Annotated in this window: 17 protein-coding genes and 1 pseudogene; all 18 read right to left on the minus strand. The window is 49.3% G+C overall.

Annotated elements, in window-relative coordinates; all coding sequences use genetic code 11:
- Positions 1–5: 5 nt before the first annotated feature.
- Entirely contained in the window at positions 6–1,262 is a 1,257-nt protein-coding gene (locus ACTOY7_RS00455) for a sensor histidine kinase (protein ID WP_482671033.1), read from the minus strand.
- Complete coding sequence (locus ACTOY7_RS00460; protein ID WP_482671034.1) at positions 1,259–1,930, minus strand: response regulator transcription factor; 672 nt, start codon at positions 1,928–1,930, stop codon at positions 1,259–1,261. The genes ACTOY7_RS00455 and ACTOY7_RS00460 overlap by 4 nt, the downstream gene beginning before the upstream one ends.
- A gap of 71 nt (positions 1,931–2,001) precedes the next feature.
- Positions 2,002–2,193 carry a hypothetical protein gene (locus tag ACTOY7_RS00465; RefSeq protein ID WP_160281483.1) on the minus strand — a complete coding sequence of 64 codons (192 nt, stop codon included), beginning with the start codon at positions 2,191–2,193 and terminating at the stop codon, positions 2,002–2,004.
- 472 nt (positions 2,194–2,665) lie between these two features.
- Positions 2,666–3,517 (minus strand): 2-amino-4-hydroxy-6-hydroxymethyldihydropteridine diphosphokinase, encoded by an 852-nt coding sequence (folK, locus tag ACTOY7_RS00470; RefSeq protein ID WP_160281482.1) that lies wholly within the window; start codon positions 3,515–3,517, stop codon positions 2,666–2,668.
- Between the two features lie 123 nt (positions 3,518–3,640).
- Positions 3,641–4,462: a dihydropteroate synthase gene (folP, locus tag ACTOY7_RS00475; RefSeq protein ID WP_482671071.1), complete on the minus strand. Its 822-nt coding sequence runs from the start codon at positions 4,460–4,462 to the stop codon at positions 3,641–3,643.
- 57 nt (positions 4,463–4,519) lie between these two features.
- Positions 4,520–5,008 carry an HD domain-containing protein gene (locus ACTOY7_RS00480; protein ID WP_300884419.1) on the minus strand — a complete coding sequence of 163 codons (489 nt, stop codon included), beginning with the start codon at positions 5,006–5,008 and terminating at the stop codon, positions 4,520–4,522.
- Positions 5,009–5,059: 51 nt separating this feature from the next.
- A complete protein-coding gene (gene folE, locus ACTOY7_RS00485; protein ID WP_482671072.1) occupies positions 5,060–5,623 on the minus strand; it encodes a GTP cyclohydrolase I FolE in 564 nt (187 codons plus the stop codon).
- A gap of 79 nt (positions 5,624–5,702) precedes the next feature.
- Positions 5,703–7,034 (minus strand): bifunctional folylpolyglutamate synthase/dihydrofolate synthase, encoded by a 1,332-nt coding sequence (locus ACTOY7_RS00490; protein ID WP_482671073.1) that lies wholly within the window; start codon positions 7,032–7,034, stop codon positions 5,703–5,705.
- Between the two features lie 309 nt (positions 7,035–7,343).
- The gene (locus tag ACTOY7_RS00495) at positions 7,344–8,741 is read right to left on the minus strand and encodes an MFS transporter (RefSeq protein ID WP_300884421.1); all 1,398 of its coding nucleotides are present in this window, start codon (positions 8,739–8,741) and stop codon (positions 7,344–7,346) included.
- 538 nt (positions 8,742–9,279) lie between these two features.
- Positions 9,280–9,504, minus strand: coding sequence for a hypothetical protein (locus ACTOY7_RS00500; RefSeq protein ID WP_482671074.1), 225 nt, complete (start codon positions 9,502–9,504; stop codon positions 9,280–9,282).
- Positions 9,488–10,621, minus strand: coding sequence for a zinc ribbon domain-containing protein (locus ACTOY7_RS00505; RefSeq protein WP_251494791.1), 1,134 nt, complete (start codon positions 10,619–10,621; stop codon positions 9,488–9,490). Before ACTOY7_RS00505 ends, ACTOY7_RS00500 begins: the two co-directional genes overlap by 17 nt.
- Positions 10,587–10,976 (minus strand): hypothetical protein, encoded by a 390-nt coding sequence (locus ACTOY7_RS00510; RefSeq protein ID WP_482671075.1) that lies wholly within the window; start codon positions 10,974–10,976, stop codon positions 10,587–10,589. The genes ACTOY7_RS00505 and ACTOY7_RS00510 overlap by 35 nt, the downstream gene beginning before the upstream one ends.
- A gap of 43 nt (positions 10,977–11,019) precedes the next feature.
- A pseudogene (locus ACTOY7_RS00515) lies at positions 11,020–11,151 on the minus strand (helix-turn-helix domain-containing protein); the annotation flags it as partial.
- Between the two features lie 83 nt (positions 11,152–11,234).
- Positions 11,235–12,590: an ATP-binding protein gene (locus ACTOY7_RS00520; protein ID WP_482671076.1), complete on the minus strand. Its 1,356-nt coding sequence runs from the start codon at positions 12,588–12,590 to the stop codon at positions 11,235–11,237.
- Positions 12,591–12,706: 116 nt separating this feature from the next.
- On the minus strand, positions 12,707–13,957 hold the full coding sequence (locus tag ACTOY7_RS00525; RefSeq protein ID WP_394684689.1) for a glutamate-5-semialdehyde dehydrogenase: 1,251 nt from the start codon (positions 13,955–13,957) through the stop codon (positions 12,707–12,709).
- 98 nt (positions 13,958–14,055) lie between these two features.
- Positions 14,056–14,958, minus strand: a complete 903-nt coding sequence (proB, locus tag ACTOY7_RS00530) for a glutamate 5-kinase (RefSeq protein WP_394684688.1) — start codon at positions 14,956–14,958, stop codon at positions 14,056–14,058.
- Between the two features lie 92 nt (positions 14,959–15,050).
- On the minus strand, positions 15,051–16,229 hold the full coding sequence (locus ACTOY7_RS00535) for an iron-containing alcohol dehydrogenase (protein ID WP_300884423.1): 1,179 nt from the start codon (positions 16,227–16,229) through the stop codon (positions 15,051–15,053).
- Between the two features lie 89 nt (positions 16,230–16,318).
- Entirely contained in the window at positions 16,319–16,837 is a 519-nt protein-coding gene (locus tag ACTOY7_RS00540; RefSeq protein ID WP_160281474.1) for a cysteine hydrolase family protein, read from the minus strand.
- Between the last annotated feature and the right edge of the window lie 12 nt (positions 16,838–16,849).

Here is a 16,849-nt window from a genome sequence, read left to right on the forward strand (position 1 = left end):
GCCGTTCAGTCATTTTCTAAGTAATTCCCCTGGGTATAAAATCGGATTTCAAAGCATGCGCCGCCGGCCGCAGGATTTTCAGCCGTGACCGTCCCGTTCTGACTCTCAATGATCGCCTTTGCCAGAGCCAGCCCGATACCGATCCCACCGTCCTTCGCATTTTTTCCCCGGTAAAACCGTTCAAAAATGTGCGGCAGATCTTCCTCCGCAAATCCCGTTCCGTTGTCTTGGATCCGGATCTGTGTGTAGAGGGGAGTCTGCTCACAGGAACAGCAGACACTTCCTCCGGGCGGGGTGTGCTCCATGCAGTTTTTCATCAGGTTTATGACGGCTTCCATCGTCCATTCCAGATCCGCGCAGATCACGGTTTCTTCCATTTCGGGAATCCGGACAGAGACACCTGCCTTTAAAAATAATTCCTGGAGCTGATCGGCGGCCAGCATAAGGACCGTGAACACATCCGTCTTTGTACGCTCCAAAGGCAGTACGCCGGCATCGATCCGGGATAAGAGAAGCAGAGCATCCGCCAGATGTGTCAGCCGTGAAAGCTGCAGGCGGATCCGTTCCAAATGCTTTGGGGAAGGATTTGGAAGCATCATTTGTGCTGACAGAGAAAGTGATGTGATCGGGGTTTTGATCTGATGCGCGATGTGATCAAGATTTTCCGCGTAAAGATTTTTGGCTTTCCATGCCGCGTCCCTTGTCTGGTGCAGCTCCGTTACCGTTTTATAAATCTCATCCTGCAGTTGGGAAAACTCATCTTCCACAGCCGGAAAAAGGACGCCTCCGTCTCCGGTATGGACCTGTTCCAGATAATCCGTCAGCGCATGGATCCTTTCCTTCTCCTTCCCGCGCCGAAGCGAATAGGGGAGCAAAAACACCAGTCCCCCGGCCAGAAAGCCTGCAGCCGCAGAACAGGTTCCATATTTTTGAGCCGGCCGCAAAAAATCTGCCTGCCGATAGCCATATGCCAGAATGATATTTTCATTTTCATCTGTCATAGTATCCGGCCTCTCCTGATATTCCCTCAGCGCTGACAAAACCGCCCCTTCTGCATCCGGCTGATTTTCCAAGATTCCCTGACATATACTGCCCAATGTACGGATCTGCATCCGGTTATAGTACCCGGTCAGAAGAAATGCGGTAAAAGAAGCCGCCGCCAGACTCACCGATAATACGATCCCGGTCAGTATAAACAGATTCCGTGCTGGAAATGCAGAACGCTTCTTGGAACAGCTGCCCTGTTTTTTTCTTTTGTTCATTTCGAATCCTCCATCCGGTATCCCACGCTCCGGACCGTTTTCAGGCAGACAGGCTGGCGCAGCTTTTCCCGCAGGCGCTTGATCGTCACGGTGAGCGTATTGTCGTTCACAAAATTTCCGTTGATATCCCAGATTTCCTCCAGTAATTTCCTTCTGGTGACCGTTTTCCCTTTGTGCCGGAGCAGAAAGAAAAGCACCTGATATTCCAGCGGGCTCAGGCAGATTTCCTCCGTATCGCAGAAAACCAGCATTCGCTTCTGGTCAAGCGCGATCGAATCACAGGACAGGTACTGCCCGGAAACATCCCCTGTCCTGCGCAGCAGAGCGCCGATGCGCAGGAGCAGAACATCCAGTTCAAAGGGCTTGGTTACATAGTCATCCGCCCCATTTTGGAAACCGGAGATCACATCACAGGAATCGCCCCGAACCGTAAGAAACATAATCGGAAGCTCCTTCCAGTTTGCGCGGATCCATTGGACCAGCAGATTCCCATTGCCGTCCGGCATGTTCCAGTCTACCAGCATCAGGGTCGGACACGCCTGCTTCAAAGCCTGCTTCGCGTCCGCGATCGTTGGAAAAAGGGAAACCCTGTAGCCGTATTTTCCGAGAAATTCACTCACACTCCCGGCTATATTTTCATCATCTTCCACGTAATAGATCTCCATCATTTTGCGTCCCTGCCTTTACAGAAAAGAGTGTAAAGTCCTTGATGATCATGACCTTACACCCTGATTTACAGTTACTCTTTTATCACGTCTATCTCTGTCAGATTCACGCCTAAAGAAGTCAGTACAGCTTTCAAAGACTTATAATCAGCCTTTAAACCTTCATATGTTTTTTGGGCATTCTCTTCTTTTGCATGTTTCATATGTTGCTGTACACGTTGGAAGTCATTGACAGCTCTTTCAATGATCTCACCTGTATTTGGCATAGAATCACCTCCCTGGTTTTATAAATATGAAAATATCGTCTATGAGATATTTTCATTATAGCAAAAGGATTTTTGAGTGTAAAGCCTATATTCAACGATCGATAAAGAGCGCGTTACAGTTGTTACAGGTCACACCTTGACCAGGCGTGCCCTGTAACTCAGGCCGTCATTTTAAATTGCCTACGGCAATGGACGGCCTGAATACCAGCTCTTATGTGCATCCTCCCGACCAATCAGCGTGGTGATTGGTCGGGGTGTGACATGTAACTTGCAGTTGCAATTATTGTAGCTTGCTCTTCCGGCAGATATGGAAGCAGCTTTAACAGAACACGGTTTGGCCGGCCTATGGAACTATTTTTCTGAAAAGTCCTGTGAGCGGAATCTGTCCGGTTGTTCTATGCGTAAAAAGAAAGAATAACTTTGATCTGCAGGGTACGGAAAGCTTTTTTGAGCATTTCTGTACCCTGCATGATTATGACACCAATTCCAGCATTTCCTGTACGGTCTTTTTGTATACCGGGTGGCGCTGATACGGCGCGATCTCGCAGAGCGGTTCCAGTACAAATTTCCTCTTATGCATCTCCACATGAGGGATGCATAAGTCTTCGGCTTCCAGAACCAGGTCATCGTAAAAAATAATATCCAGATCCAGCGTGCGCGGCCCCCAGTGTATGACCCGTTTTCTTCCGGCCTCCTGCTCGATCCGGTGAAGCTCATCCAGCAATTCCCGGGGTGTCATCAGTGTGCGCAGCCTGAGACATGCATTCAGAAAATCCTCCTGCTCCGTCATCCCATAGGGCAGAGTCTCATAATAGCCGGATACTCGTTCCACAGCCCCGGCCGAAAGAATACCTCCCCGGTCATCTTTCACAGGATGCTTTGCCAAAGAATCCAACGCCCGCACTGCCTGATCCAGATATGCCTTCCTGTCTCCCATATTGGAACCGAGGGCGATATATACCGTATGCCACTGCCGCAGGATTTCCACGGATACGGATTCCAGCGGAAGCCCGATGGGCGCCCAAGGCTTTTTCACTTCCAGCCCTACCTTTTCCAGCCCCGGAATATGAAGGAGCAACTCCTCCGCAAGATTCTCCGCTATGCGCTCGATCAATGAAAAGGTATGCTCTTTCATAAATGTCTCTATAAAATGGCAGATTTCTCCATAGTCAACAGACGCGTCCAGAGCATCCGTCTTTCCTGCTTTCCGGGTATCCGTATACAGGTCTGCTGATACAAGAAACTTCTGCCCCAGTTTATTTTCCTCTGGAAACACACCATGCTTTGCAAATATTTCCAGATTTTCTATCTTGATTTTATCCATAATTCCTCCCCATTCGCCGAAGCAGTCATAAAACATAATATACTACGTGGGATTTTCTTCCCCTCGCCGAAAACGCCAGATAGATATGCGGCATATCCGCCTGTCCCGTTGATTCATGGAAGATCATCCACGTAAATCATGCTCCCGCAGGATTGCCTCTGTCATTTTAGCCGCGCGGACGTTCGCCTTTACATCGTGGACTCTCACAAAGGAACAGCCGCTCCTGATCCCCAGCACTGTCGTCACCAGAGTCCCCTCTTCCCTCTGGTCTGCCGGAAGGTCCAGGGTCAGTCCGATGACAGACTTTCTGGATGTTCCCAGCAGTATGGGGTATCCAAGGCTGTTCAATTCCTCCAGATGCTTCAGCATTTCCAGATTCATTTCATAGGTTTTTCCAAAGCCGATGCCCGGATCCAGGATGATCTGTTCCCGGGAAATACCTGCCGCCTCTGCCAGCCGCAGAGATTCCCTCAGGTCGTTAAGCACCTCCGGGATAAAGTCTTTGTACTCTGCCTTCTCCCGGTTATGCGTCAGACAGCAGGGCACGCCGTATTCCGCGATCACACCGGCCAGCTCCCGATCATATTTCAGTCCCCAGATGTCGTTGACCAGATCCGCCCCGGCATCCAGCGCGGCCCGAGCCACTTTGCTTTTATAAGTATCAATCGATACGGGGATGTCAAGCTGTTCTTTTAAGCCGCGGATCACAGGCACAACCCGCCGGATCTCTTCCTCCTCTGAAACCAACACATGCCCCGGGCGTGTAGATTCTCCGCCCACATCCAGGATATCCGCCCCATTCCGGATCATCTCCTGTGCATGCCGCAGCGCCGCGTCCATATTCTGAAAACGGCCTCCGTCCGAAAAAGAATCCGGGGTCACATTCAGAATCCCCATAATGTAAGTCCTGTGTCCAATGTCAAATACTTTTCCGCCAATCTGCATTCTGTTCTCCTTTTGCCTTTCCTGTGATGTCAAATTTCAGTTTTTATCCGCCAGTTTTTAAATTTCCAGCACAGTATTCTTCTTCCCCACATCCCAGTCACATTCTTCCTGCACCTTACATGCAAAACAATTCCGGGACTGCTTGTCGCTGGTATAGATCAGCCTTTCCAGCGCCTCCATATCCTCCCGCGGCCTGCGGTGCCCCAGGATGGCCCGGAGTATGGAAGCTTTTTCTGTTTCCGAAAAGAGTTCCTCCGAGAGCTCGTTCAGAATAACCTCCGCAATCTCAGCAGATGCCTTTTCATGGGGGATGCCTTCTGTATACTGCCGGTATTTTCCGATGTCATGCAGAAGCGCGGCCGCATAGATGACTTCCTTGCGGATCTCCAGCTTCTGCTCCAGGCTTTTGATGTATGCGATCCGCGCCACATCCAGCAGATGCTCCATCTGGTGACAGCAAAAGATCCGTTCCTGTTCTGCATGCTCTAATTTTTTATAAGATTCCACATACAGCGGATGATTTCGGATTTCCTCAATCGCCTTCATACTGCCGCTCCCTTCTTTTCTATTCAGGCTCACAGTTCCTTACTTCCATCTCTACCGTCCCTGCCCGAGCATTGCGTAAAACGTATGTACCAATTCCGGATCCTCCAAAAAGCACCCCCGTTTTGCTGCCGTCACGGTCCGGCTTCCCGGCTTTTTGATCCCCCGCATGGTCATGCACATATGCTCTGCCTCAACCATCACCATAGCCCCTTTAGGGCAGAGCTCCCGCATCAATGCATCTGCGATCTGTCCGGTCAGCTGCTCCTGAATCTGGGGTCTCCTTGCATAGACTTCCACAGTCCTGGCCAGCTTGCTCAAGCCCACCACCCTCCCGTCCGGGATATAGGCGATATGGGCTTTCCCGAAAAACGGCAGCAGGTGGTGCTCGCAGGTAGAGTAAAATACAATGTCCTTCTCCAGCACCATCCCCCGCTCCTCGGTCCGAAATGTTTTCCGGAGATGTGTTTCTGCCGTCTCTTCCAGCCCTCCGTAGATTTCCTCACACATCCTGGCGATCCGGTCCGGTGTCTCTATCAACCCCTCCCGCTCAGGATTCTCTCCGATCCCTTCCAAAAACAGACGAACTGCCTGTTTTACCTTCTCCTGATCTATCATGTTCCCTACCTCTCTGTTTCATTCCTTCGCATGCATTGACTATTCACAGCAGTTTCCGAATAAAATCTGCCTGTCCTCATCATCCGGCGGTCTTTTTTTGCACTACTTCCATGACTCTGCCCAGATAGGACAGTGACCCAAAGGCCAGAATCACATCCCTCTCCCCCGCGTCCCGCATGGCTTCCTCTACTGCCCGGTCAATCCCGTCCATTGCCAGAACCGTTCCCTTACAATAAATCTCCGCCGCCTTTTTCAATTTCTCCGCAGACAGGCTTCGCTTTTCATCCGGCAGGTTGACCGTATAGATCCGTTCTGCCAGAGGAGCCATGATCTGCGCCATTCGTTCATATTCCTTATCCCGGAATACTCCCATAATGAGAAACAGTCTCCGCCCTGGAAAATAGCGTTCCACAGAGGCCTTAAGCCAGCGGGCCCCGTCTGCATTATGTGCCCCGTCTACTAAAAACACCGGCGCTTCCCTCAGACAGGTAAACCTTCCCGGCCAACGGGTTTTCTCAAAGCCCCTGCGTATCTCCTCCTCCCGGATCTGAATCCCCGCAGCATCTTCCGCCGCCCGGACAGCCTCCCATGCAGTTATCCCATTGATGATCTGACAGGTTCCCGCCAGCCGCGTCTTCAGATCCTTCATCCCCCCGTAAGAAAATGTCTGTCCCCGGTAATCCTCCTGTGTGACCATGGCATCCTCCGGCTTTGCAAACCGGATCTCACAGCCCTGTTCTGCCGCGCGCCTTTCCAACACGCTTCTGACCTCCGGCTCCTGGGGTGCGGATACCACAATACAGCCTGGTTTGATGATGCCCGCCTTGTGCTCTGCGATCGCTTCCGGCGTATCCCCCAAAAAGCCCATGTGATCCCGGCTGATTGGGGTAAAGACAGAAACCAACGTATGCTCTACGATGTTGGTGGCATCCTCCTTCCCGCCCAGCCCGGTCTCCAATACCACGATCCCGCATTGTTTTTTTCGGAAATATAAAAAAGCTATTGCGGTCTCAATCTCAAAAACAGTAGGGCTATGAAACCCCTTTGCCTCCATACGCACAATAGCTTTCTGAATTTCTTCAACCAGTTCTGCAAATTCCTCCTCCGGAATCCATTTCCCATTGATCTGGATCCGCTCCAGATACGAAACCACGGTCGGTGAAATATATCTTCCGGTCCGGATGCCCGCTTCACTCAGAATCGTAGAAATAAATGCAAGCACAGACCCTTTTCCGTTCGTTCCCGCCACATGGATGAACCTCAGATCCTTCTGGGGATCCCCCAGCTCACGCAAAAGCTCCCGAACCGTATCCAAGCCAAGTACACTTCCGTATTTCGACACCTCGTCCAAATATACCCTTGCTTCTTTATAGGTCACGTTATCGTTGTTTCCTTTCTGATTTTTCTTCATGGCAGCAATCCCACGCTGAAAATAATGCTGCCATCAAACATCATATCACTTCCCATGGAATCCTACAAGTATAAATTCGTCTCAAAAAGTCTTTTCCGCTATCTGTCCGTCCCTTATTTCAGCCTGAATGCCGCAGGACTCCTCACAAAAACCGCAGCGCTCAGCAGGACTGCATAGAGCATTTTTGTATCGTACTGTCTTTGATATGCGGCTGCAGCAAAGTAAAATCAAAGGATTACGGTGTTTGCTCTCTTTCCATGATTCCAGAAAATGCTTAATCTTTCTATACATATACTAAATACTGATAAATCAAATTGTAGGTTTCCCGCGCCTCCGCGCCAGCTCCGCCACATTCGCCTCCACCCGTGCCTTATTCAGCGGATAGATAAACAGCAGGGCCAAAGACACCGCGCCCAGCCCAACGGCCGGAATGATACAGGACAGGTTAAAAATCCCTGACGTGATCTCCGGGTCAAAGGCTGTCGCCTGGGTGTAGCCGATCAGGCTCAGAAGCCCCCCGATCATGCCGGAGGAAAATGCCTGTCCGAGCTTTCTTGCAAAGGAATACACCGAATAAATCGTGCCGTCCTCCCGCACCCCGTTTTTGATCTCCGCATCGTCGATCACATCCGTGATCATGGCCCAGATCACCGTATTAAAGAATCCAAGCCCTACATAAGCCAATGTATAAAATCCCACATATACATACGGATTCTGCGGCTTGATCAGCAGGCAGAGCAGATACACCGCCGACCCAAACGCGCAGGAAACCACCGAAAGCTCTTTTTTGCCGAATCTTGCGGACAGTCTGGCGGCAAGAGGCGCGCAGATCACCAGCATCACAATGCTTCCTGTCATGGCAGACAAAGACTGGGCGGCTGCGGAGCCATAGTAATTCGGAAACACATAGCCTGCCATCCCCTGCATGCCCAGCATTCCCAGCAGCAGCAATATGGCTGCCGCGATGATCCCCAGCAATGCCCTGTTCATGGCCAGGTTTTTTAACATTTTTCCGATCTCCAGCTTCTGGTTATTGGCCTCCACCGGAATCCGTTCCCTCACAAGACGAAAGCAGAGCAGATAACAGACAATCGCCAGAATGCTGAATACTCCGGCGATGCCGGTCATCCGGGGGCCGGAAAGAACCGTCTTGCCGTCCACCACCACATAAGCCGCTACAGGAGTCCCCACACCGATCACCAGCCCTGCAAGCGTAGCGCCGATGGTCCGCCAGGTGGAAAGCTCCGCGCGTTGCTTCGGATCCGCGGAAATGGCCGAAGCCATGGATCCATAAGGAATATTGATAGATGTATAGAAAATAGATCCCCATAAAATATAGGTAATGACCATCCATACAATCCGGAATCCATAGGACATATCCGCAAACGCAGACTGATAGATCAAAAAGGACGAGATTGCCACCGGCCCGCACATCCGTTTGATCCACGGCTTAAACTTTCCGTCTTTTGTCGGTCTGGAGCGATCCACGATCTGCCCCATGGTCACATCCGTCACCGCATCCACAAAACGGGCGGCCATCATCAGGAGCCCTACCACCGCGGCAGGCACTCCCATCACATCCGTGTAGAATTTCAGCATAAAGGAGGAGGACAGGATGAAGGTAAAATCATTTCCGAAATCTCCAAACATATACCCCAGCTTATCCTTCATATCAAATGGTTCCATAGCCGAATTTTCATTCTCCATAGCTTTTCCCCTTTTCTCGCAAACGATCGATTTTATGTTTATTTCATATATTCTGTGCAGAATATGCAGGGATATACATCTCACGAATACAAACGCAAAAAAAGAGCTGCCGGAAAATGACTGGTTCCCCACAATATATGCTGTGACTGATTGGATATCACAGCAAGATATTGTGTAGAAAAGCCATTTTTCGACAGTCCCTTCCATATCTGTATGATTCAATTTTTTTAATCTGGAATTTGCTGATTCCTTCCGCAAATGTTATCGTGGCAAATAAAGAGTATTTTTATCATCTTGATTATATCCTTCCTATTTCAAAAACTTTTCAGAATTTTTTCAATCAGTATGGGCGGTAACGCCTGTATTGGTTTTGTAACAGTCTGCCTATGCATACTAAACCCGTTTGGTTGCTAAGGGATATATTCCCCTAACCCCTTTTTGAAGAAAATACATGACTTTTTTATAAAAAAGACTGACATAAAAAATAGCATCTCCCAGTTTGTCACCGGCGATCCGCTGAAATCATTATTTATAATTATTATGCCTTTGTTCCTCTGCCACCATGTTTTCCTCTGGTTATGACGGAGAGTGCGATGCTGCTCACGGTTACAACTGCACCAAGCGCACCATTTCTGATTTTTACCGCGCGTTCTCTCCTGCAGTTATCACAGATCTTATGCTTATTTGTACTCGAAAGCTCGCATCCGCACTTCTTACAATACATTATTTCACTATTATCAGCAACCTTATTCTTGGTCATCATTTTCACCTCCGTCATCTGTTGCTGTCAGCAAATCCCGCATCTGAAACTCTATCTGCCCTGAAGATATATCAAACGACGATATTCTTGTAGCTATATCTGAAAACTCATCTACAATCTCAATTCTTTTCTGTGAAGAATTTTCATTGAGCAGAAGCAATGTATCTCTCTTATTAAGACCATTGTCTTCAATAAATGTTTTGAACTCACTTAAACATTCGCGACACGGCTCATACTCCCCAAGCATTGCATAACCTTCGCATTCTATTTGAACAGCATTCGTTATATACACAAGGGCTTGGAAGGAATCAATAGCTTTTTGGCTGATATCTCTCTCACCCTTTGGGGAGAGTATCAGCTGAAGATCGCTCTTATGAGAATGTTCAATAATATGACTTATATTCTGAGAGAAATTTCGCATAAGGGTTCTCTTCGCATCTGTCGCGCTGTTTACAACTCCTATTAAAGCAATTTCTCTCAGCTTTGCATCCTGTATCATCCGTGCCTGCTTCAATTTATCACGGGAACTTTCGGCCATAGCCAGCCGATCATTCTGTAGTTCAATATGTATCTCTCTAATGGCGTCTCCGACATACTCAATCTCATCTAATATCTGTGCCATAACAACATGCGTAGAGAGATTATTCAGCGACTGTGTCAGGTTTGGCGTAAGGGACATGTCTTCCAACCGGACTTGCTTTACAAAACCGTCAGCATCTCTGATTGTCGGAAGAATTTCTCCCTGTTTATCAATCGTAAAGCGGTATATTCCTTTATCGATCAAGTCTTTAACATAGCTATCCATTTTGGCAATCATCACATGCTTTTTATTTGCCATAGCCCCAATGACTTCAGCAATAGCCGGAAGCTTAACCTGTATCGTTTTCCAACTACCAAAATATTCGATAAGGGTTTTATTGTCCTCATAGGAAATCACACTCAGATCTCCCCTATTAGGTTTCCACTCCTCAATATCATATTCAAAGATTGGAACAATCTCGTATTTATCTTGTTCGCTAATGGGCCGTTCAGCATCCGCGCTCTGGAAACCGCAATGAGGACACTTTGTCGCCCTATCAGAGATTTTAGTTCCACATTCTGGGCATAGAATCAAACTCATAATTCTGATACTCCTTAACGATAGTTACTTTCCTTGCAGAAACTCCGACATCTTGCCATATCCACTGACATAAGCACCCTTTTGAGCTCTTGTCAGTGCTACATATAGCAGACACCAGATACAGCTGCGTCCTTCGGAAAAAGGATGACCCATCAATGACAAGCTTTACATCCTTTGGATCCACCACAGCAATCTCTTCCAGATCAGTCAGAAAAACTGCCTCTTTGTCCTTTACCAGAGGCGATACACCTACACAGTACAGGGCATTATTCCCCATGTTGTTCTTTTCGACCTTCTTGACCATCCATTCCTCATCTCGAATGATGGTTCTCATCCCCGGTGCGTAATCTACCATAACAATTTATCCTTTCAATCTTCCGCGCTTTTTGGGAAAAATCAGCCTTTTCTTCTACTGGAACCATCTCCATGATGTCAGAAAAATCGCATTCCAAAGCATTGGAGATCTTCACCAAAACATCTGTCGTGATATTGGCATTCTTGCCAAGCTTCGCCAGTGAAGCTGTACTGATTTCACTTTCCTCCTTCGGTTTTGTACGATTCCACTCATATAGTTTTTAATGTTCTATTAGCACTTGATTAAGGTAACAACACTTTATTTTATAATCCACTTTCCCTTTTGACTGCTTCCTTCTCTTTCGATCACCCCAGACAAACGCATTTTCCGCATATGATATTTAATCGTATCATGTTTTTCACCAAGCATTTCTGCAATCTGGCTTTGTGATAATGCTGGATTATCTTTGATAACTTTTATAATCCGCATAGGAATCGAATTCTCAATATTTTGAGAACCAACTTGGGTAGTACCTTGGGTAACAGCTTGGGTAGTATCTTGGGTAGTGTCAGTCATCAAACCTTTAAACGTCACCATAATGTCCTCTTTTTTCACCATATACTCTGGCATGGGATTCCCGGCCTGCGCACAGCTGTCCTTAATTTTCTCAATTCCCCGACCCCATGCTTCGATAAAGCCTGCACGAAAGAAAGTATTCGCAATGAGCGGATTATATGGTCTGGAACGATGACTTCCCATCAAATCATCAACCGTCCAATCATCAGGAAACACGCAATCGTTTGCAATCATGATTTTATCCGCATATACCCTGATTTGAATCGGTATCAAAGTTCCATAGAATTTGTGGGCGATGGCATTAAAAACGGCTTCTCTAATCGCCTCCTTTGGAAAAGGATAAGTTTCTACCCTTGTAACTCCCTGATAAGAGATTTCTGCTTTCAGGTATTTGGTAAAAATCAAATCCACAACTCTATCAGCCTGCGAAATCAGTGACCCATGTATTTCATCCTGGTACCGCAATTCTGAATCTGTTTCAAAATAGCCAATTTTTACATAAGAACCTGGTATCCATTTCTCCGGATTATGATGAAATAGTAAAATCGCCGCCCGCTTGAGCATACCATGGTCAAGCAGATTTAAACTATCCAGCAATTGCTCATTGGAAGAATCGACATCTTTTTTGTCCATTCTTTTGCTAAGAACGGCCTGTTCACGAAAAATATCAAAACTATCATTCCGCAAATCCCTTACTGCAACATCCTGTATGGGAACACTATCCCAGGTAATGCCAGTCTTTTTTAAGAGGAACTGATTCAATGCCTGTCCTTTAAGCAACTGTTTTGTGCTTCCGCTCCGATAATGATACTCTCCCCTGTAATTCACAGGATAAGTATTTGAACTGACACAAATTTCAATGTATTCTTTTCCGTCTTCAGATAACAAATTCACATCTACGATAATTCCCAGAATATCCCTTACTTTATTGGGAATGTCTTCCATAAGCTTCTTACTGTCTTGGATACCAATGACAGTACCATTATCATTTGTGCCGATATAAATCTTTCCACCCTGCGCATTGGCAAAACCGCATATCCATTTGAGATATTCATCCCGCCATGATTCTTTCCATTCAATATTCTGACTCTCTGCCATGAAAGCACCTCCAAGTCAAATTGGGTAGATAACATCTACCCAATTCATATCATAACAAAATCTTCTACAAGTCCAAGGGCCAGGCTCTCCTTGTAAAGGAATTGGAATGACATCCCTTACTCCCGGATCTGTCCATTTCCAAAGATCATATATTTCGTGGACGTGAGCGCTTCCAGCCCCATAGGTCCTCTTGCGTGAAGCTTCTGCGTACTGATCCCGATCTCCGCGCCGAAGCCAAACTCGAATCCGTCCGTAAACCGTGTGGAGGCGTTCACATAGACTGCGGCCGCATCCACCTCATCCAGGAATTTCAATGCGTTGTCATAATCCTTTGTGAGGATGGACTCGGAATGCCCGGTATTGTAGCGGTTAATATGAGCGATCGCTTCTTCTGCGGAATCTACGATCTTCACGGAGATCACAGCGTCCAGATACTCGGTTCCCCAGTCCTCTTCCGATGCCGGAAGGATCTCCGGCACGATCGCCCTGGCCCGTTCATCTCCCCGGATCTCTACCTGGCGCGCTCTCAGCCGTTCTGCGATCAGAGGCAGCGCCTCCTTCGCGGCAACCTCATGGATCACCAGGGATTCGCAGGCGTTGCACACGCCCATGCGCTGGGTCTTTGCATTTTCAATGATATCCGCCGCCCTGTCGATATCCGCACTGGCATCTACAAAAATATGGCAGTTCCCTGTGCCCGTCTCGATCACCGGCACGGTGCTGTTCTCCACCACATTCGCGATCAGTCCGGCACCGCCCCGTGGGATCAGAACGTCGATGTAGTCATGCAGCTTCATCATCTCCCCCACCGTTGCCCTGCTGGTGTCTTCCACCAGAAGAATGGCATCCTGGGGCAGATTTTCCTTTTTAAGGCCCGCCCTGATGACCTCCGTGATCGCCAGGTTGGAATGGATGGCATCGCTTCCGCCCCGCAGGATCACAGCGTTTCCGGTCTTGAAGCAGAGACCGAAGGCGTCTGCCGTCACATTGGGACGGGATTCATAGATGATGCCCACCACCCCCAGAGGCACCCGCCTCTTGCCGATCCGCAGGCCGTTTGGACGGTTCTTCATGCTTAAAACCTCCCCGATGGGATCCTCCAGCGCCGCAACCTGTTTCAGTCCCTCGGCCATGTCCCGGATCCGCTGTTCGGTTAGTCTGAGACGGTCGATCAGGGACTGCTTCACCCCTTTTTCTTCCGCTGCCCTTAAGTCCTTTTCATTTTCTTCCAAAAGATATGTGCTCCTGGCACACAGCTCCCCGGCCACCGCCAGGAGTCCTCTGTTCTTTTCCTTTGTCCCCAGCTTCGCGCAGAGCCGTGAGGCATCCTTCGCACGAATTCCCAGTGTCTGAATATAGCTTTCCATTTTCTGCATCCTTCTTTCTTCATGATGAAACAACAGAAAATCACGAAATCTGCAGCCTGTGCTGAAAATTCCGCGGCAGTTTCTGTTTGATGTTACTTTCAGGAATCTGTCAGTTCCGCTTTACGGGCCTTCTTCGACTTCCGCCGAAACTGCGGCCGCTCCGGTGACAGCTCATCCTCCACGGCTTTTCCATGCTCCCTCGACAAAAATAAGGTTCCGATCTTTTTTCCCGCCATAATATCATTGATGGCATATATATTGTCCCCGCTGGCGATCACCATATCCGCCCCGGAACCGGTCACGATCTTGGCCGCGTTGACCTTGGTAGACATCCCTCCGGTCCCGAAATCGCTGGAAGAGCCCTTGGCCATATTCTCCAGCTTTTCATCGATCTTCACTACGGTATGGATAAAGCGGGCATGGGGATTCTGCCTCGGATCGTCCGTATACAGCCCCTCGATATCCGACATCAGGATCAGCAGGTCCGCCTTCACAAGCTCCGCCACATTGGCCGCCAGCGTATCGTTATCCCCGAAGTTTCCATACGCCAGCTCATCCACGGAAATGGCGTCGTTCTCATTGACGATGGGCACTACATTCATGCGGAACAGCTCGTCAAAGGTACGCTTCGCGTTTTTGCGGCATTCCTCATTGGTGACCGATTCCTTCGTCAGCAGGACCTGTGCCGTAAGCTGGCTGTATTCATTAAACAGCTTTTCATAGATCATCATCAGCCTGGCCTGGCCCACCGCCGCGCAGGCCTGCTTGGCCGCCTCCGTATCCGGCCGCTTGTCAAGCCCCAGAGCCGCCCTGCCGACCCCCACCGCGCCGGAAGAGACGACAATCACTTCCTTCCCCTTGTTCCTCAGGTTGATCAGGATCCGCACAAATTTTTCCAGCTTCTCCAGATTGATGTTTCCCGTTTCTTCATACGTGATCGTCGTGGTGCCTACCTTGATCACGATCCGTTTCTTTTGCCGTAAGATTTCTTTTCTGTCCATGATTTCTCCAATGGTTCCCCTATTTTTTCCAACCGTGCAGCTGGTATCTTTGATAGACGGCACAGGAAATATACACCCCTGTACCGAACCACCTACCGCGCGTTTTGATAGATTCGGTAGATATCCTCCTGATTCAGCTTCTTCACACAGCCGATGGTCCTGCCGCCGTCGAAGCTGCATTTTCTTGCCAGCTCCCGCAGCTCTTCTTCCGCAGGATCCACCCCAAGCTCTCTCAGGCTGGTGGGCATCTGTATGGAACGATAAAATTCCTCCATCGCCTGAACGCCCTTTTCCGCAGTCTCCATCGCATCTCCGGTGTCTTTTACGCCCATCACCCGCACCGCGAACCGCGCGAACCGGTCCGGCCTTGCGTTCATCACGTATCTTGCCCAACTCCCCCATACGGCAGCCAGACCTGCTCCGTGAGCCACGTCATACATGCCGCCCAGCTCATGCTCCAGCTGGTGGGAAGCCCAGTCTCCTCCATCCGTGCCGCAGCCGGTCAGTCCATTGTGGGACAGGCTTCCCGCCCACATCACTTCCGCTCTCGCTTCGTAATTCCGTGGATCTTCCAGCAGGATCCTGGCATTCTTCATGACCGTACGGATCAGGCATTCGCTGATCCCATCTGTGAGCTCCATGTTCTCCGACTGATTCAGATAACGCTCCATGGTATGCATCATGATATCCACACAGCCGCTTTCGGTCTGGTAAGCCGGCAGCGTCATGGTCAGCTCCGGGTTCATGACCGCAAACCTCGGCCGCGCGAAATCACTGTTGCAGCCCCGTTTGACCCATCCCTCTTCCTTTGTAATGACGGAGGAATTGCTCATCTCGGAACCGGCCGCGGCAATGGTCAGGACCACGCCGAGAGGCAGGCATCCCTGCGGCATCCGTTTCTTGGCATAAAAATCCCACACGTCTCCTTCATTTGCCATACCGTACCCGATGGCCTTCGCAGAGTCAATGACGCTGCCCCCGCCCACCGCAAGGATAAAGTCTACGTTTTCCTTTCGGCACAGACCGATCCCCTCATAGACAAGGGAAAGCCTGGGATTGGGGACCACGCCTCCCAGAGTCACATAATCCACCCCCGTCTCATCCAGAGACCTGCAGATCCGATCCAGCAGACCACTTTTTTTCACGCTGCCGCTTCCGTAGTGGACCAGCACCTTCCGGCATCCGCATTCCCTCACGAGCTGTCCGGTCTGCTGCTCCGTTTCTTTTCCGAATACCACTTTTGTAGGTGTGTAATAATTAAAATTTTCCATTTGTTTCTCTCCTGTTCATTCTCTCTTTCAATATAGAAGTTCCGTCTTCAGCATTTATTTTGAAGAAGCAATCAAGCCTGCCTGCTTCTTCAGACAATTTCCACCTGACACATTTTCATGGCATTCAGCGCCTGCTCATGGCTCTCCCGCGTCACTCCGGCGCAGCAGGAAGCATCCACAGAAACCTGTGTCTCCGGCAGATAAGCCTTCAAAAGCAGTGCGTTGGAGATCACACAGATATCCGTACACAGCCCGATCAGAGTAATATCCTCTATAGTCTCCCCGGTATCCTGACGTGCTTTCAGCATCTGTCCCAGCTCCGCACTTCCAAAGGTAGGCTTGTCAATGGGTTCTTCCGTAAGCAGCATCTGAATCTCCGGGTGGATCTCCCACCCGTCTGTCCCCCGGATGCAGTGTCTGACCGGGAGCTTTTTCCCCTCCTGGGTATCCAGGTAATCCTCCTCGTGGGTGTCCCTAGTGGCGATCACCAATCCGTCAAACTCCCGGATCTTTTGGATCACCCGGGGCACGATCCCCACCGCCTCCGGCGTTCCCAGCGCGCCGTCAATAAAATCTTTCTGCATGTCTACCACTACCAGTACCTTCATAATCATCCTCCT

This window comes from Schaedlerella sp. (genome assembly GCF_056796775.1).